The 15,912-nt window shown below is 63.5% G+C and carries 16 protein-coding genes; 6 read left to right on the forward strand and 10 right to left on the reverse strand.

Annotated features, from left to right (window positions below; all coding sequences use genetic code 11):
- Window positions 1-96: 96 nt before the first annotated feature.
- The 3 genes from V5F89_RS13060 to V5F89_RS13070 all read right to left on the reverse strand — a co-directional run bounded on the left by V5F89_RS13060 (window position 97) and on the right by V5F89_RS13070 (window position 3,226).
- On the reverse strand, window positions 97-684 hold the full coding sequence (locus V5F89_RS13060; RefSeq protein WP_338446068.1) for a hypothetical protein: 588 nt from the start codon (window positions 682-684) through the stop codon (window positions 97-99).
- Between the two features lie 65 nt (window positions 685-749).
- On the reverse strand, window positions 750-1,355 hold the full coding sequence (locus tag V5F89_RS13065) for a TadE/TadG family type IV pilus assembly protein (RefSeq protein ID WP_338446069.1): 606 nt from the start codon (window positions 1,353-1,355) through the stop codon (window positions 750-752).
- A complete protein-coding gene (locus V5F89_RS13070) occupies window positions 1,352-3,226 on the reverse strand; it encodes a TadE/TadG family protein (protein WP_338446070.1) in 1,875 nt (624 codons plus the stop codon). Before V5F89_RS13070 ends, V5F89_RS13065 begins: the two co-directional genes overlap by 4 nt.
- Before the next feature lie 135 nt (window positions 3,227-3,361).
- Between V5F89_RS13070 and V5F89_RS13075 the strand changes: the two genes are divergently transcribed.
- Together V5F89_RS13075 and V5F89_RS13080 are read left to right on the forward strand one after the other, a co-directional pair.
- Window positions 3,362-4,015 carry a squalene/phytoene synthase family protein gene (locus V5F89_RS13075; protein WP_338446071.1) on the forward strand — a complete coding sequence of 218 codons (654 nt, stop codon included), beginning with the start codon at window positions 3,362-3,364 and terminating at the stop codon, window positions 4,013-4,015.
- A gap of 30 nt (window positions 4,016-4,045) precedes the next feature.
- A complete protein-coding gene (locus tag V5F89_RS13080; RefSeq protein ID WP_338446072.1) occupies window positions 4,046-4,504 on the forward strand; it encodes an EF-hand domain-containing protein in 459 nt (152 codons plus the stop codon).
- A 29-nt stretch (window positions 4,505-4,533) separates the two neighbouring features.
- On the opposite strand, the gene trmFO is transcribed toward V5F89_RS13080, so the two are convergent.
- Window positions 4,534-5,886: a methylenetetrahydrofolate--tRNA-(uracil(54)-C(5))-methyltransferase (FADH(2)-oxidizing) TrmFO gene (gene trmFO, locus V5F89_RS13085; RefSeq protein WP_338446073.1), complete on the reverse strand. Its 1,353-nt coding sequence runs from the start codon at window positions 5,884-5,886 to the stop codon at window positions 4,534-4,536.
- Between the two features lie 75 nt (window positions 5,887-5,961).
- Here trmFO and V5F89_RS13090 point away from each other — a divergent pair, with 75 nt between their 5' ends.
- Window positions 5,962-6,615: a lysoplasmalogenase gene (locus V5F89_RS13090; protein WP_338446074.1), complete on the forward strand. Its 654-nt coding sequence runs from the start codon at window positions 5,962-5,964 to the stop codon at window positions 6,613-6,615.
- 70 nt (window positions 6,616-6,685) lie between these two features.
- On the opposite strand, the gene gyrA is transcribed toward V5F89_RS13090, so the two are convergent.
- Complete coding sequence (gene gyrA / locus V5F89_RS13095) at window positions 6,686-9,469, reverse strand: DNA gyrase subunit A (protein WP_338446075.1); 2,784 nt, start codon at window positions 9,467-9,469, stop codon at window positions 6,686-6,688.
- A gap of 283 nt (window positions 9,470-9,752) precedes the next feature.
- On the opposite strand from gyrA, the gene V5F89_RS13100 reads away from it, so the two are divergent.
- On the forward strand, window positions 9,753-11,057 hold the full coding sequence (locus tag V5F89_RS13100) for a hypothetical protein (protein ID WP_338446076.1): 1,305 nt from the start codon (window positions 9,753-9,755) through the stop codon (window positions 11,055-11,057).
- An 87-nt stretch (window positions 11,058-11,144) separates the two neighbouring features.
- On the opposite strand, the gene V5F89_RS13105 is transcribed toward V5F89_RS13100, so the two are convergent.
- Together V5F89_RS13105 and V5F89_RS13110 are read right to left on the reverse strand one after the other, a co-directional pair.
- On the reverse strand, window positions 11,145-11,858 hold the full coding sequence (locus V5F89_RS13105; protein ID WP_338446077.1) for an NYN domain-containing protein: 714 nt from the start codon (window positions 11,856-11,858) through the stop codon (window positions 11,145-11,147).
- 41 nt (window positions 11,859-11,899) lie between these two features.
- Complete coding sequence (locus tag V5F89_RS13110) at window positions 11,900-12,538, reverse strand: carbonic anhydrase (RefSeq protein ID WP_338446078.1); 639 nt, start codon at window positions 12,536-12,538, stop codon at window positions 11,900-11,902.
- 64 nt (window positions 12,539-12,602) lie between these two features.
- Here V5F89_RS13110 and lipA point away from each other — a divergent pair, with 64 nt between their 5' ends.
- Both lipA and V5F89_RS13120 read left to right on the forward strand, forming a co-directional pair.
- Window positions 12,603-13,544, forward strand: coding sequence for a lipoyl synthase (gene lipA, locus V5F89_RS13115; RefSeq protein WP_425334356.1), 942 nt, complete (start codon window positions 12,603-12,605; stop codon window positions 13,542-13,544).
- Window positions 13,544-14,005: a type II toxin-antitoxin system RatA family toxin gene (locus tag V5F89_RS13120; RefSeq protein ID WP_338446080.1), complete on the forward strand. Its 462-nt coding sequence runs from the start codon at window positions 13,544-13,546 to the stop codon at window positions 14,003-14,005. Before lipA ends, V5F89_RS13120 begins: the two co-directional genes overlap by 1 nt.
- Here V5F89_RS13120 and V5F89_RS13125 read toward each other — a convergent pair.
- The 3 genes from V5F89_RS13125 to V5F89_RS13135 are packed head-to-tail and all read right to left on the reverse strand — an operon-like array spanning window position 13,966 to window position 15,907.
- On the reverse strand, window positions 13,966-14,466 hold the full coding sequence (locus V5F89_RS13125) for a CinA family protein (RefSeq protein ID WP_338446081.1): 501 nt from the start codon (window positions 14,464-14,466) through the stop codon (window positions 13,966-13,968). The two genes, V5F89_RS13120 and V5F89_RS13125, sit on opposite strands and share 40 nt — an antisense overlap.
- Before the next feature lie 2 nt (window positions 14,467-14,468).
- Complete coding sequence (locus V5F89_RS13130) at window positions 14,469-14,753, reverse strand: hypothetical protein (RefSeq protein ID WP_338446082.1); 285 nt, start codon at window positions 14,751-14,753, stop codon at window positions 14,469-14,471.
- Window positions 14,750-15,907 carry a bifunctional 2-C-methyl-D-erythritol 4-phosphate cytidylyltransferase/2-C-methyl-D-erythritol 2,4-cyclodiphosphate synthase gene (locus V5F89_RS13135; protein WP_338446083.1) on the reverse strand — a complete coding sequence of 386 codons (1,158 nt, stop codon included), beginning with the start codon at window positions 15,905-15,907 and terminating at the stop codon, window positions 14,750-14,752. Before V5F89_RS13135 ends, V5F89_RS13130 begins: the two co-directional genes overlap by 4 nt.
- Window positions 15,908-15,912 lie beyond the last annotated feature (5 nt).

Raw genomic sequence — 15,912 nt, forward strand, 5'->3', positions numbered from 1 at the left:
GGATCGGGGTGCGATGGAGCCCTTATGGGGCCGCCCGTCGCACCCCGTTATACACGGAGCGATCCGCAGAACATCGGGATTGCCGGAGTCGCGCGATCAGCAGCTGCTGACCGGTGCAGCGGGGGCAGGGTTGAAGACCCCCGACAGATCGCGGTCGTCGCGCACGTACATCGCGGCGGTCTTGTAGATCGTCTGCTCTGGGATCAGTTCGCCGAAGATCACCGGTCGATAGTCGTAGAAGACCTCGGCGTACATGATCGCGAAGTTCGACTCGGCCTGAACCTGCCGCGTTCCGCTGCCCATTCCTTGAAATGCGGTGCCGGTCTCGCCGGTCCCTTCGGGTCCGTATTTCGATGGATAGGTCTTGTCGCCGCCGCACCGCTGCCAGTGAATCCATTGGCCACCGTCATCGTTCACCTCCAGGCTGGAGAGGATGACACGGCCGTTTTCCTTCAGGTCGAGATTGCCGCCCTGGAGAAACGCGGCCCTGATCGACTCGTTGGCGTCCAGTTCCCGAAAACGCGGGTTGCCGCCAACGATCTCCTGCTTTGCGCGCGACGCGTTATCGGCAAGCGATATGGCGATCTGGTTCACACGCAGATGGACAGTGGTATAGTTGACCAGTTCCAGACCCCCGAAACCGAGGGCGATCATTATCGGCAACGAGTAGGCGAATTCGATCAATGCAACGCCTTCGCATGCTCGGGCGAACGCGCGCATGCGATCTGAAATCGCTGTCAGGGAAATGTTTAAGGGCATATGTACACTGATCGACGAGTGGCCTGCTGTCCGAATGGCTGGTTGCGCATTACCGTGGTCGCCTGGGCAAAGCCCCTGTGCGGCAGTCCCACCATTCTCCAGAACGGGAACAGTCGGTCGTAAGTCACCGTAACTTCGTACAGTACGACGTCGTCGGCTCCGCCGAGTCCCTCGGCGCCGACGTCGGGATCCCATTCACCGTTGTCGTTTCGATCGGTGAAGCATTCGGTATCGTCGTAGGTCCCGCTGCCGTTGGCATCGTCGAAGTCCTCTGGTGTTCCCACATCGCTGAAGGTCTCGTAGTTCAGTCGGCGGATTGTGAGGTCGTCCTCTTCGAGAAACGGCATGACCGCCTCTACCCGTTCGCGCACCTCCGCGTCGATCGCGTCCTGGCCGGCGCGTCCGGTCTCTAAGCCGGAGTCGCGTCCGGCTTCCTGAACCGCACCCTGCAGAACGGACTGCATGTAAAGCCCGTGCCCGAGATCGAAGATCCCGAAGATGAACATGAGCAGGACTGGCGCGACTATGGCAAATTCAACAATAGTCACACCATCGCGGGCGTCTTTCAACCTGGCGAGAGCTAAAGAAAGCGTCATTGGCCAAGCCTCAAATCGGCGACCTGTGACGCGATATAGCGGAACGTTGCGCGCAGTTCGGTGACATCGCTGGAGAAATAAGCGCGGTGCCCGGTCGCACAGGCCTTCATCTCGTCTGTCAGCGACGATCCGAATCCGATCACCCAAACGGTGTAACCTTCGCTTTTGATGGCATTGCATGCGGCGACAAAGCGCGCATCGTGATAGGGCGGCAGATCGTCTCTGTTCGTGTATCTGGGAGCGACACGGTTGTCGTACTTCTCCAGGCCATATGCCGAGTAATAGTTGGTTTCAGGCGCCATCTCGCCATCGGTCATGAAGATGATGTGGCGGCTGACCGAACGATCGGGCTCGTCGTTGACCGTCGTGGCGAAGATGCCGTTCGGGCTTGCCAGACGCCCGCCCCAGATCATCCCTATGTCATGGTAGGTTCCGCCAACCGCATTCAGATCGTCGAGATAGTCTTCAAGCCATTGCGGAACTTGATCGGGCGTGAGATCGACCTCCTGGAAAAGGCGCATCGGTGCCGGGCAGTAACTTGTTACACTCGATCTCGTACTGCTCGAGTCGACTCCGTCATAGTAGTTGTCGCGATAGAAGACCGCGGGCGCGAAATAGGGTTTCCACCGCGTTTCGTCGCTATCGGGAGCCGAGTTTATATCGAGGTCGGTCGCACCCGACGGAACGGGATCCATGTCCTCGTCCACCACTGTCGCCCGCTCTTCGATACATCCTTCCCAGGTATAGCCTGTTTTCGTCAGACCGCTGGTGCCTTCCATTACCGCAAGCGAGCGGATGTCGTGGAAGCCTGGCGTGGGTGTATAGGCGTTGGACGAAACCCAAGTCACGAACTCGACCGGTCCGAACGATTTCAGTGCTGAAACGTCGATATCGGTCTGCGCATAGCGCCACAAGCTCTCGCTTTCATATACTGTCTTGTAGGAGTCGACCGTGACCGTTTTCTTTTGGCGCTTGCATACGCCCCAGCCATTGCCAACGTGTGTCCATGATCCCTTGCTGTATGTAATCTCGGTCGTCGATCCGGGCGGCGCTCCCCATGTCTCCGGGTTCCGGCCATTTTGGGGATAGTCATTATTCCAATAACGCTTGCAATCCTCCCGGGATGTATAACTAGAGTAAGTTTCGGATTCGGTTTTAGTATGGGAATCTTCAGGGATATATTTCGGTGTTTCGAAATAGGCACGCCGCGATTGGTAGGGAACACTGTCGGCTATGTAGTCCATCGGCATCTCGCCATTGACTAGCAAACGTCGGGCATTCACCGTCATGCTATAGGGCACGAAGCCATAGCGAACGCGCACTTCATCGTCGGTTACCGACGAGGCAATCGTCTTGTGGAAGTCCTTCACAGCATCGCGCAGGCCCTGGATGCGCGTACCGGCCATGGAGCCGGTAGTGTCGAGCACGAACATGATGTCGGAATTCGTGATCTGCAGCTCCGCCATGCAATTTACCGAGAAAGAAAGGTCGGTCTTGCCGAATATCTTCATCAGTACGGTGGGGATGCGCGCGCTTGCGGTACCCAATACGTCGCCGTCTACGCCGGCTTGCGTGGTAAAAAGGACCTGATCGGCATTGACGATCCTGGAATCGAAATTGGCATTGAACATGCTCGCGGCCTTGGCCCGCTCGTCGCTCTCGTACTCGCCGGTTTTGGCCATGGCGCGGCGGCCGGCGAGGACTCCGGCATCGCAGGCGTTCTGCAACTGCGTTTTTGTCAGGTAGGCACGGCTGGTGTCGACCCCGCCGCCGACGATGGCGATCAGCGGGATAATCGACGCGGCGACAATAGCGAGGGTGTTTCCCCCTTTATCGCGTCCCAGCGCGGCAAACAGTTTATCAGTGCCCATAAGTTTAGCCAGAATCCGCAGCTTCCCTGACCAGCGCACTAGTGACGCCGCATTAAAAAACTCCAAATGACGGATTTGCCGGCGTGGGGATGACCGTGGTGAACCGGCATCCTCCCTGCTATCGGACGGCCAGGCATGATCGACGAGATGCTCCCCCTGCCGCAACGTCTGGCGCTTCACTACGCGCCCGGGCCTGCCCGCGCTCCAACGCTCGCTCTGCTGGCGCTCGACGCGCGCTTGTCCGAACTCGTGGCCAAGGCGAACGAGCCGCTCCTCGCGCAGCTGCGGCTCGCCTGGTGGCGCGACGAGCTGGGCAAGCCGCAGGCCGAACGCGCCCGAGGGGATCCGGTGCTCGACGCGCTCGAGGCCTGGGCAGGCGAGGAACAGGCGCTCGCCGGGCTCGTCGATGGATGGGAGCAACTGATCGGCGATGCGCCGCTACCCACAAGTTCGCTGGAAAAGTTCGCCGACGGCCGCGGCAATGCCTTCGCGGCGCTTGCCCGGCTGACGGGGCAAGGGCAATCGGCAAAGGCGGCAGGCCACGCCGCCAGGATCTGGGCCCTGGCCGATTTCGCCGCTCATTCGAGCAATGCGGAAGAACGGTCGACCGCGCTCCAGCTTGGCGGTGCGCTTGCTCGCCGGGCCGGTGCGAAGCTACCGCGTCCGTTGCGCGCGGTCGCTGTCCTGCGCGGTCTCGGCCGGCGCGCGATCGAGCGTGGCGGGGGGCCGTTGGTCGGCGGTCGGCGGGACGTGCTCGCCACCATGCGGCTCGGCATGTTGGGGCGCTAGATTGAGGGTCCGTCGGGGGAGGGGAGTATCATGAACCGGGTCGTGCTTACGGCGATCGCCACGCTGGTCCTCGTGGGGCTGGGCCTGTTCTGGTGGCAGGGCAGGGCCGAAGTGGAGCAGGGAGCGCCGCCGCCCTTGCTCGAGGAAGTGCAGGAGGACGAACAGAGCCTGCCCGAAGTCGATCCCGGCGAAATGGTCGGCCCGGAACCGCCCGAAGCGACCGAACTGACACGCGAAGAGCGGCGCTTCTTCCGCTACGATCGCAATCGCGATCGCCGCATCACGCGGACCGAGATGCTCGCTTCGCGCACCGCCGGTTTTCGCAGACTGGACGTCGACGGAAACAATCTGCTTACCTTCGAAGAATGGGCGGTAACGACGGCCGAACGCTTCGAGGGAGCGGATGCCGACGGCGACGGTGAACTGACCCCGGCAGAATTCGCCACGACCGCTCCCAAACGCCGGTCCAAGCCGGCGTGCCGCTGCTGATCGGCGTCGGCGCTTCGCGGGAAAGCGGCTTATGCCGGAATGGCATCCAATTCGGCAATCCACGCACCGAACTCGGCCTTCGCCCGAGTGGTATAGGCTTCCTTGCGCGCCTTTTTCTTCACGTCGTGCAGCGGCGGGAAAAGCCCGAAATTGACATTCATTGGCTGGAACGTTTCCGCGTCCGCATCGCCGGTGATGTGCGCGAGAAGGGCGCCCATCGCGGAGCTGCGAGGGGGTGGAGACCAATCGGCATTGCCCAGTTCGGCAGCCGCCATCATGCCCGCCATCAGCCCCACGGCCGAGCTTTCGACATAGCCTTCGCAGCCGGTTATCTGGCCTGCAAAGCGGATATGCTCGCCACCTCGCAACCGCAACTGCCTGTCCAGCACCAGCGGCGAATTGAGAAAGGTGTTTCGGTGAAGGCCGCCGAGGCGGGCGAACTCGGCATTCTCCAGCCCCGGGATCGTTCGGAAAAGGGCGACCTGCGCGCCATGCTTGAGCTTGGTCTGGAAGCCCACCATGTTCCACAGGGTTCCGAGCTTGTTGTCTTGCCGCAACTGGACGACGGCATAGGGCCAGCGGCCCTGGGGAAACTCGGGGCAGGCCGTGCGCGGATCGTCGAGGCCGACGGGCTTCATCGGCCCGAAACGCAAGGTGTCGACGCCCCGGCTTGCCATGACCTCGATCGGCATACAGCCTTCGAAATAGGGGGTATTGGCCTCCCACTCCTTGAACGTGGTCTTCTCGCCGTCGAGCAGCCCCTGATGAAAGGCGAGATATTGCGCCTTGTCCATCGGGCAGTTGATGTAGTCCTTGCCGTCCCCCTTGTTCCAGCGGCTCTGGAACCAGGCGACGTCCATGTCGATACTGTCGCGATGGACGATCGGGGCGATCGCGTCGAAGAATGCGAGCCGGTCTTGCCCCGTTGCACGCACGATGCTCGCCGCCAGGGCTTCGGCTGTCAGCGGGCCGGTGGCGACGATCGTGGGGCCGCTGTCGGGCAATGCGTCGATCCGTTCGCGCACGATGGTGACGTTCGGATGCTCGCGGAGCGTCCGCTCGACTTCGGCAGAGAACACGTCGCGATCCACCGCCATTGCCGAACCTGCGGGGACGCGCGCCTTCTCGCCCGCACGCATGACAAGCGAATCGAGGCGGCGCATTTCGTGATGGAGGAGGCCGACCGCGTTGCGTTCGTCGTCGTCCGAGCGGAAGCTGTTCGAACAGACCAGCTCGGCCAGCCCCTCGGTCTGGTGCGCCGGGGTGGTGGCCCCGCTGCCGCGCATTTCCGACAGGCGCACGCGAAAGCCGCGCCGGGCGAGCTGCCAGGCCGCCTCGCTTCCCGCCAGGCCGCCGCCGATAATGTGTACGTCATGGGTCATTGTCGGCAGAGACCTAGTGGTTGCGCCACCCCCGGTTCAAGTCCAAGAACGCGCTTTTCGGGGGTAAGCAGGACGATGACGAGGCGCGCGCTGGTCGAACACAGGCCCTGGCTGTTCGCTGCGATCGCCGCGGCGACCATATACTATGTCGCGCGCGACTGGCAGGTGGGCGAGCTGTGGTTGATCCTGCTCAAGGGAGCGGGATGCCTGTGTCTGGCGGCCTATGCCCTGTCGCGCCATGCCAGTGCCGACGCCCGCCTCCTGGGCCTGATCATGGCCTTGTCCGCCCTCGGCGACATGCTGATCGAACTCGACTTCGTTTGGGGTGGGGGCGCGTTCTTCGCGTCGCATCTCGCGGCAATGGCCCTCTATCTACGCAATTTGCGCGATCGTCCGCAGTCCAGCCAGAAGGCGCTGACGGTGACGCTGCTGGTCGCAACTCCGCTGATTTCCTGGCTCGTATCGGGCGATTCGCGTGTCGCCCTCTATGCTCTGGCGCTGGGCGGAATGGCGGCCTGCGCCTGGATGAGCCGCTTCCCCCGCTACCGGGTCGGCCTGGGCGCGGTGCTGTTCGTGATTTCCGACTGGCTGATCTTCGCCCGGTTCGGCCCGCTGGCCGCTAGCCCGCTGCCGGGATTGCTCATCTGGCCGATATACTTTTCGGGGCAGTTCCTGATCGCCACCGGGATCGTGCAGACTTTGCGCAGACACGATCCCGGAGAACGATAGAGCCATCGTCACGCCACCCGCGAGCAGCCAATCGGCGAAGTCCGCTGCCCGAGGGTCAAGCGCCAAGCCGTCATTCGGGATCCTGGGGCCTGTCGTCGCGCGTCGCGGGGTTCGTAGGGGCGGTCTCGTCGGCATCCCGGGCCAGCATGCCTTCGACGATCATCGCCTCTGCCTCGCTTTCGGGCGCTTCTTCTTCGTCGAGGCGAACCGCGCTGACGATATGTTCGCCCTCGGCGACCTTGAACAGGCGCACGCCAGCCGACCCGCGGCCGATCACACGCAGGCTGTCCAGCCCGATACGGATCAGCTTGGCCCGGTCGGTCACCAGCATCAACTGGTCGCGTTGAGTCGCGTTGAAGCTGGCGACCACGGGGCCGTTGCGTTCGATATTGTCGATGTTGACGATACCCTGACCACCGCGCCCGATGCGCCGGTACTCGAAGGCCGAAGACAGTTTGCCGTAGCCATTGGCGCAGACGGTCAGGATGAACTGCTCCTTCGCCGCCAGTTCCTCGAAGCGTTCCCGGGCAAGCTCGCACTCGCCTTCGCGTTCGCCCTTCCAGGGGGCGAAGCGGAGGTATTGTTCGCGCTCTTCCGCGTCGGTGCCGACGCGACGGAGGATCGAGAGCGAGACAACCTCGTCGTCGCCCTTCAGATTCATGCCTCGCACCCCGGTCGAGGTGCGGCTCGTGAACTCGCGCACGTCCTCGCCCGCGAAACGGATCGCCTTTCCGTTGCGGCTGGCGAGAAGAACGTCGTCGTTTGCGTCCAGCAGGGCGACCCCGATCAGTCGGTCGTCGCTACCCTCTTCGAACTTCATCGCGAACTTGCCGTTCGAAGGGATATTGGTGAAAGCGTCCATCGAATTGCGGCGCACATTGCCTTTCGCGGTCGCGAATACGACCGAGAGCGCTCCCCAGCTGTCTTCGTCTTCGGGGAGGGGCAGTACGGTCTGGATCGTCTCCCCGTCGTCCAGCGCGGGCAGGAGGTTGACGATCGGGCGCCCCCGCGTGGCGGGGCCCCCTTCGGGCAGCTTCCAGACCTTGAGGCGATAGACTTTGCCCGCTGTCGAAAAGAACAGCACCGGATTGTGGGTCGAGGTGACGAACATGTCCATCACCGCGTCTTCCTGTTTCGTGGTCATCCCCGCGCGCCCCTTGCCGCCACGGGCCTGCGCCCGGAACGTCGAAAGCGGGGTGCGCTTGATGTAGCCGTCGAGCGTGACCGTCACGACCATCTCGTCGCGTTCGATCAGGTCCTCGTCCTCGATCCCGTCCCAGGCCGGCGCGATGTCGGACAGGCGCGGAGTGGCGTAGAGATCGCGAATTTCCTGCAGCTCTTCGCGCAAGACCGTGTAAAGCTTCTGCCTGTCGGCAAGGATCGCGAGATACTCTTCGATCGCGATCGACAGTTCCTTCAGCTCGGCGCCGATCTCGTCGCGGCCGAGCGCGGTCAGGCGGTGTAGCCGCAATTCGAGAATGGCCTTCACCTGTCGTTCCGACAGGCGGTACGTCCCGCCTTGCTGCTCGGCATCGGGTTCGATCGCTTCGACCAGCCGGATGTACTGCGCGATATCGCCGATCGGCCATTCGCGAACGAGCAGCTTCTCGCGCGCCTGGGCCGGGTTGGAGGAACCGCGGATGATTGCCACGACTTCGTCGAGGTTCGACACCGCGACCACCAGGCCAAGCAGGATATGGGCGCGTTCGCGGGCCTTGTTCAGTTCGAACTTGGTCCGGCGCGTGATGACCTGTTCGCGAAAGACGATGAACGCCTGGATGATATCGCGCAGGGTGAGCACTTCGGGCCGCCCGCCGCGGATCGCCAGCATGTTTGCGGGGAAGCTCGCCTGGGCCGGAGTATGCCGCCAGATCTGGTTGAGAACGACTTCGGCGGTCGCATCGCGCTTGAGTTCGACGACGACGCGGACGCCCTCGCGGCTCGATTCATCGCGGATGTCGGCAATGCCTTCGATCCGCTTCTCCTTCGCCGCGTCGGCAATCTTCTCGACCAGGCTCGATTTGCCGACCTGATAGGGGATCGACGTGAGCACGATCGACTGCCGGTCCCCGCGCGAAGTCTCGATCGTATGGCGACAGCGCATCAGGATCGATCCGCGCCCTGTGGTATAGGCGGCCCTCGCGCCCGACTGGCCCAGGATCAGCGGCGCGGTCGGGAAATCGGGCCCCGGTATGATCTCGAACAGCTCCTCGGTCGTGATCCGGGGATTGTCGATGAAGGCCAGGCAGCCATCGATCACTTCGCCGAGGTTGTGCGGCGGAATGTTGGTCGCCATGCCGACCGCGATGCCGCCGGCGCCATTGACCAGCAGATTGGGGAAGCGCGCGGGCAACACGGTCGGCTCGCTCCGCGAACCGTCGTAGTTCTCGGCGAAGTCGACGGTATCCTTGTCGAGATCGTCCAGCAGGCTGTTGGCGACTTTGGCCAGGCGCGCCTCGGTATAGCGCATCGAGGCGGGCGGATCGGGGTCCATCGAGCCGAAGTTGCCCTGACCGTCGATCAGCGGCACCCGCATCGACCAGCTCTGCGTCATGCGTGCCAGCGCATCGTAGATCGCGCCGTCGCCGTGCGGGTGATAGTTACCCATCACGTCGCCGACGATCTTGGCGCTTTTGCGATAGGGGCGCCCGGCGACGAAGCCGCCTTCCTGGCTGGCGAAGAGGATTCGCCGGTGGACCGGCTTCAGCCCGTCGCGCACATCGGGAAGCGCGCGACTGACGATCACGCTCATCGCGTAATCGAGGTAGCTCGTCTTCATTTCGTCGACAATGTCGACTCGGTCGAAATCTCCGGCTGGCGCCAGCGGTGCAAGGGTATCGGTATCGTCGCTCAACGGACTTCTTTTCTTTTCGTTCTACGGTTGGGAACCTGGTGGGAAGAGCCTAGGCCAGTCGACCGGGCAGCACCACCTGGATAGCACCCAGATGGGTGTTCGGGCGGTGTTTTTCCACACTTGCGCGCTCGCTGGCGTGCGGCGGGGGAACCTTCCATTCAAAGCCGGTTCAGAACGTTTTCCCTAGAAGGAATTGCAATGGCCGCGTTGAGACGGCACTAGCGCGTACATCGCGCGTTTCCTTAGCCTCATTGGCAGAATTATCGAAATGGGAGATACCCAGATGCACTTTTCCGTCCGCAACCCCAAGGCGCGTCGTCCGCGTCCCGGAACGCATTTCGCCCTCGCTCTCGCGCTTGCCGCGGGCGGAGTGCTTGGCGTATCCGCACTGGAAACGCCGGCCGCAGCGCAAAAGAAGGGCGATCAGGCAAAACCGAACTATACCAAGGGCTTTGTCGAAGTCTATCAGCCTCTGGGCAAGCGGCTCGAAGCGCAGGAGGATCCCACCGCGTTGAAGGCCGAGATTCCGGCCCTGACGGCAGCCGTCGAATCCGACGATGACAAGTTCGTGGCGGGTCAGGCGATCTATACGATCGGCGTGCGGGCCGAAGACGCCGCCTTGCAGCGTCGGGGGCTGAACATGATGCTGGAGAGCGGCAAGATCGCACCCGAAAACCGCGCGCTCAGCCTCTTCGCGTCCGGCCAGTTGGCTTATCAGGCCGAGGATTACGCGCAGGCGCGCGAGCGGTTCGAACAGGCCGCTGCGGCGGGTTACGAAGATGCAAACCTGCAGGGTCTGATGGCCGAAACCTACTTTGCCGAAGACAACTACGCAGCCGGTCTCGCGAGTTTGAAGCAGGCCATCGAAGCGCGCGATCAGGCCGGCCAGCCGGTCGAGGAAAACTGGATCAAGCGCGGCTTCGCCATCGCCTACAACAATCAGCTCGCCGATCAGGCGGCCGATTTCGGCAAGCTGTATATCGAGCACTATCCTTCGCCCGACGTCTGGGGCGATGCGATCGCGGTTCAGCGCAGCTTCTACGATTACGACGATCAGTCGCTGCTCGATCTCATGCGGTTGGCCGACCGGACCGACAGCTTGCGGTCCGAACGCGATTATGTCGATTACATTTCGGCGGCCGATGCGCGGCGTCTGCCGGCGGAAGTGGGGCGGATCGTCGACGCCGGGCTTGCGGCCAACATGCTGAACCCCAGCGACGTTCTGGTGACCGAAGCGAAGGCGACCGCCGCAGCGCAGACCGGCCCGGCGCGGGCAGACGTGGCCCAGCTCGAGCAGGATGCACGCGGTTCCGGCGCGACAGCGCTCGACGCTGCCGCCGCCGGCGACATGTATCTCAATTTCGACAACACGGCCAAGGCGATCGAAATGTACGAACTCGCGCTGACCCGCCCCGACGTGGACCGGGCGAGGGTCCTGACCCGTCTTGGCATTGCACAGGTGGATCAGGGCCAGTTCGCCGAAGCGAAAGCGAACTTCGACAAAGTCGAAGGCCCGCGCGCGGCCATTGCCGATCTCTGGGCGCTCTATGCCGAGGCGCAGCTTTCGGGCGGCACAGCCGCGCAGTAAGGCTTCGTTCTAGCGAATGGAAAATCAGGCGCGGGCTTCGGTCCGCGCCTTTTTTCTGGCTGTTTCCTGCTTGGAACGTCGCGTGACTTAACGCAGCCGCTTGACCCACACCTGGTCGCCCTCGCGGCGCTCCATGGCGAAGTTGGGGATCGCCTCGACCAGATCGATCAGCCGGGCATAGCCATAATTGCGGGTGTCGAAGCTGGACCGGTTGCCGGCCCGCTGCCCGACTTCCGAAAGCTTCGCAAAGCCCTTCTCGTCGCGCTTGCTGGCGTTGTAAGCCTCGAACAGCAGATGCAGCATTTCGTCGTCGAGCTTGCTGCCTTTTGCACCGTTCGCACGTTCTTCCTTCTCGGCCCGGATCAGCGCTTCGACATCGATGAACCGGGTGCATGCCTGCCGGAATCCCTCCGGCGTTTTTGCGCTGCCGAATCCGTACACCGGATAGCCGTCCTGCCGGATGCGCATGGCGAGCGGCATGAAATCGCTGTCGCTCGACATGACCCCGAACCCGTGGACGCGCCCGCGATACATCAGGTCCATCGCATCGATGGTCATCTTCATGTCGGTGGCATTCTTGCCGCGGGTCAGGTCGAACTGCTGCTGCGGTTCGATGCCATAGCGGTGGACGAGGTCGGCCCAACTCTTGAGCGCCGGCTTGCGCCAGTTGCCGTAAGCCCGGCGAATATTGACCTGACCCAGCTCCGCCAGGACGGTCAGCACGGGGTCGATCCCCGCCGGACTGGCATTGTCGGAATCGATCAGGAGGGCGATGTTTCGGTGCTGTAGCTCGTCGGACATGGGTGCCTAGATGGCTGGCGGCGCGACAAGGCGCAAGCGCTTTACGCGACCGGCCGAAACTCTCCGCTCTTCTGATCGAGCAGATGAAGGACACCGTCCGAAATCGCGAAGAATGCACCGTGCAGCGACAACGCCCCACTGGCTTCCTTCTCCTGGACGCACGGGAAAGTGCGCAGGTTGTCGAGGCTGACTTTCACGGCCGCTTGCTCCATCGCGCGCTCGGCCTCGCGGCTTTCGGTGCCCAGGCTGGCCGCGATCGGCGCCCGCGCTTCGTCCAGCATCGAAATCCAGTTCGCGACAAAACCGCCCTGGCCCGGCTCGGTTCCGTGAAGGTCCTGCGTAAGCGCCGCCTTGCACCCGCCGCACAGGCCATGACCCATGACGACGACTTCGCGCACTTTCAGGAACTGCACCGCGAACTCGAGCGCGGCCGAAACACCGTGATGGCCCGGCGTCGTCTCGAACGGCGGAACCATCGCCGCGACGTTGCGCACAACGAATATCTCGCCCGGATCGGCGTCGAAAATCTGAGTGGGATCGACACGGCTGTCCGAACAGGCGATGACCATCACCTGGGGCGATTGCCCGGCGGCCAACTCGTTCCACCGTTCGCGCTGCGTCACCCATGCGCCCTTGCGGAAGTGGCGGTATCCATCGATCAGATCGGCAAAGCTTTTCATGGGCCCCCCATGCCGCGAAGCGAAAGGGCTGGCAAGACGGGATGTGGGGACCTAGATGGGGCGCATGAACGATCTTTCCGCCGCTCCTGCGCCAGAAGCACCCCGTCCCGAGCGTCAACGCAAGCCCGACTGGATTCGGGTCAAGGCCCCGGTAAGCAAGGGCTATCACGAAACGCGCCAGTTGATGCGCGATCTCAACCTCAACACGGTGTGCGAGGAAGCGGCCTGCCCGAACATCGGGGAGTGCTGGACGAAGAAGCACGCGACCGTGATGATCCTGGGCGACGTGTGCACCCGCGCCTGCGCGTTCTGCAACGTCAAGACGGGCATGCCCCGCATGGTGGACCCGATGGAGCCCGAGAACGTGGCCATCGCCGCGGGAAAGATGGGCCTCAATCACATCGTCATCACCAGTGTCGACCGTGACGATCTGCCCGACGGGGGCGCGGAACAGTTCGTCAAGGTGATCAAGGCGCTGCGGCGCGAAACGCCCGAGACGACGATCGAAATCCTCACCCCCGATTTCCGCAACAAGATGCGCCCCGCGATCGAGGCGATCTGCGAGGCGGGGCCGGACGTTTTCAACCACAACCTGGAAACCGTTCCGCGCCTCTATCCCACCATCCGCCCCGGCGCGCGCTATTACGCGTCGCTGCGGCTGCTGGAGGAGGTCAAGGCGCACGACCCGCTGATCTTCACCAAGTCGGGCATTATGCTGGGCCTTGGCGAGCAGCGGCTGGAGGTTCACCAGGTGATGGACGACATGCGCAGTGCCGATGTCGATTTCATCACCATGGGGCAATACCTCCAGCCGACGCCCCGGCATGCCAAAGTGGAGGACTTCGTCACGCCCAAGGCCTTTGCCGCGTTCGGATCGATCGCGCGGGCCAAGGGCTTCCTGCAAGTCGCCTCCAGCCCGCTCACCCGCTCCAGCTATCACGCGGGGGACGATTTCGCCGAGATGAAGGCCGCTCGCGAAGCGAGGCTGGCCAAGCAGCAGGCCTGATGCCCGGTATCCGCGAAAGCCGCACGGTGCCCTATAGCGCGGAGCAGATGTTCGACCTCGTGGCCGACGTCGCGCGCTACAAGGAATTCCTCCCCTGGGTCATCGCGACCCGCGTTCGCTCCGACAGCGAGGAGGAAATGATCGCCGACATGGTCGTCGGATTCAAAAGCTTTCGCGAAAGCTTCACTTCGCGCGTGACGAAACGGCGACCCGAGATGATCGATGTGGTCTATGTCGACGGCCCGCTGCGCGATCTCGACAACGAATGGCACTTCACCGATCTGCCCGAAGGCGGAAGCCGGATAGATTTCTCGGTGCAGTTCACCTTCAAGAACCGCATTTTCGAGGCGCTTGCAGGCCAGTATTTCGACCGGGCATTCCGCAAGATGGTCGCAGCGTTCGAAGAACGTGCGAGGGATCTTTACGGCAGCAGCAATTCCAGCGCGCAAAGCGTCGCCTGACGGCGTATTTCCGCGCGGCCGATGCTGCCGAAATTGCGCAGCTCCCCTTCCGGATCGCCGGTTTGCCCGCGCGTGACCCGGGCGAAGACGACGGTCCCCACCGGCTTGAGATCCGTCCCGCCGTCCGGCCCGGCGACGCCGCTGATGGCCACTGCCACGTCTGCCAGGCTGCGTTCCAGCGCCCCCTGCGCCATGGCCCATACGCAGGCGATCGAAACAGCGCCGAACGTTTCGATGATCTCGCTGGAAACGCCCAGCGATTCCACTTTCGCTTCGTTGGAATAAGTCACGAAACCGCGGTCGAGCACGCGCGAAGACCCGGGGATCTCGGTCAGAGCGGCGGAGACGAGCCCGCCGGTGCAGCTTTCGGCCAGCGCGACGCGGCGATCGACGCGGGCATTTTCATCCACGACCCGGCGTGCAAGCCCTTCGATATCGTCGCTCAACAGAGCGCCCGACATCGCTAGTTCCCTCCCACTGCGCTTGTCGGCCCGCTGTCGTCATCGTCGGCGACGGCCATGACAAATCCGACGAGCCCGGCAAGGGTGTCGACAGGCAAGGGATCGAGAAGCTCCAGACCGCGTTCCACATCGGCGCAAGTTGCGCGATAGCCCGCAAAGAGCGCGGGCAGGCCGAAACGAACTGCACTTTCGACGTGCTCTGGATCGGGCGCTTCCCGAGCCTCAACCGGCGGTGGACAGAGCATGAGCGCAAGGGCGGTCAAGGCGGTGACACGTCTGCCGATCACGATCGATCCTTTCCAATCAGGGTGGCGACCGCCTGTGCAGCGATACCTTCGCCGCGGCCGGTCGGCCCGAGTCCTTCGGTGGTGGTGGCTTTCACGCTAACCCTCTCCGGGTCCGCCGCCAAGAGCCGTGCGATACTCGCCCGCATGGCTTCGCGATGCGGGCCGATCTTCGGGGCTTCGCAGATCACGGTCAGATCGACATTGCCGATCGCATAGCCGGCTGCGGAAACCAGCTTCACGGCGTGCTCGACAAAGCGCGAAGAGGGCGCGCCCTTCCATTGGTGGTCGGAAGGCGGGAAGTGCGTTCCGATATCGCCCGCCCCGATCGCCCCCAGCAAAGCATCGACCAGCGCATGCAGCACGACATCGGCGTCGCTGTGCCCGGCCAGCCCCTTGTCGTGCGGAATACGGAGCCCCCCCAGCCACAGTTCTTCGCCCGGGGCCAGGCGATGGACATCGAAACCCATCCCCGTTCGAATGGCCGGGCGCTCGCTCACAAAGTCTTCTGCCACAGTCAGCTTCTTCAATGCTTCGTCGCCTTCGACCAGGGCCACGACGCCGCCTGCCGCGCGCAGGACCTGGGCATCGTCGCCGGCGTCGCGCGGTCCCTGCCAGCGCCGATGAGCTGCCAGTATCGGGCCGAAACGGAAGGCCTGCGGCGTCTGGACGCGGCGCAACCTCGCGCGATCCGCCGATCCCGTCATGACACCGTCGCCGGCGATGGCAAGACTGTCCACGACGGGCAGGACAGGTATTGCGCCAGCGTGATCGGCCAGAGCCGCCAGCAGGCGCGCGATCACCGCCCGGGGGAGCGCCGGCCGGGCCGCATCGTGGATCAGAACCGACTGCGGCGCGACCGCTTCCAGATGTTCCAGAGCGTTGGCGACGGACTGCTGGCGTGTCTCGCCCCCGGCAACCAGTTCGTACCCGTCAAGGCCCGTCAGCGCCTCGTGCGCCTGCTTCTCGGCGTCCTGCGCAATAGCGACGACTATCGGAGCAGCACCTGCCTCCAGCAGAGCTTCGACCGAATGGCGGACGACCGGCTTTCCGTGCCAAGGCACAAACTGCTTCGGCGCCGCCTGGCCGGCGCGCAGCCCCTTGCCGGCGGCAACCACGATCGCGGCGAACGGGGGCAGGGGCGTGCTGTGCGGCATGGAGA

It is taken from the genome of Pelagerythrobacter marensis (assembly GCF_036700095.1).
Lineage (GTDB): Bacteria > Pseudomonadota > Alphaproteobacteria > Sphingomonadales > Sphingomonadaceae > Pelagerythrobacter > Pelagerythrobacter marensis_A.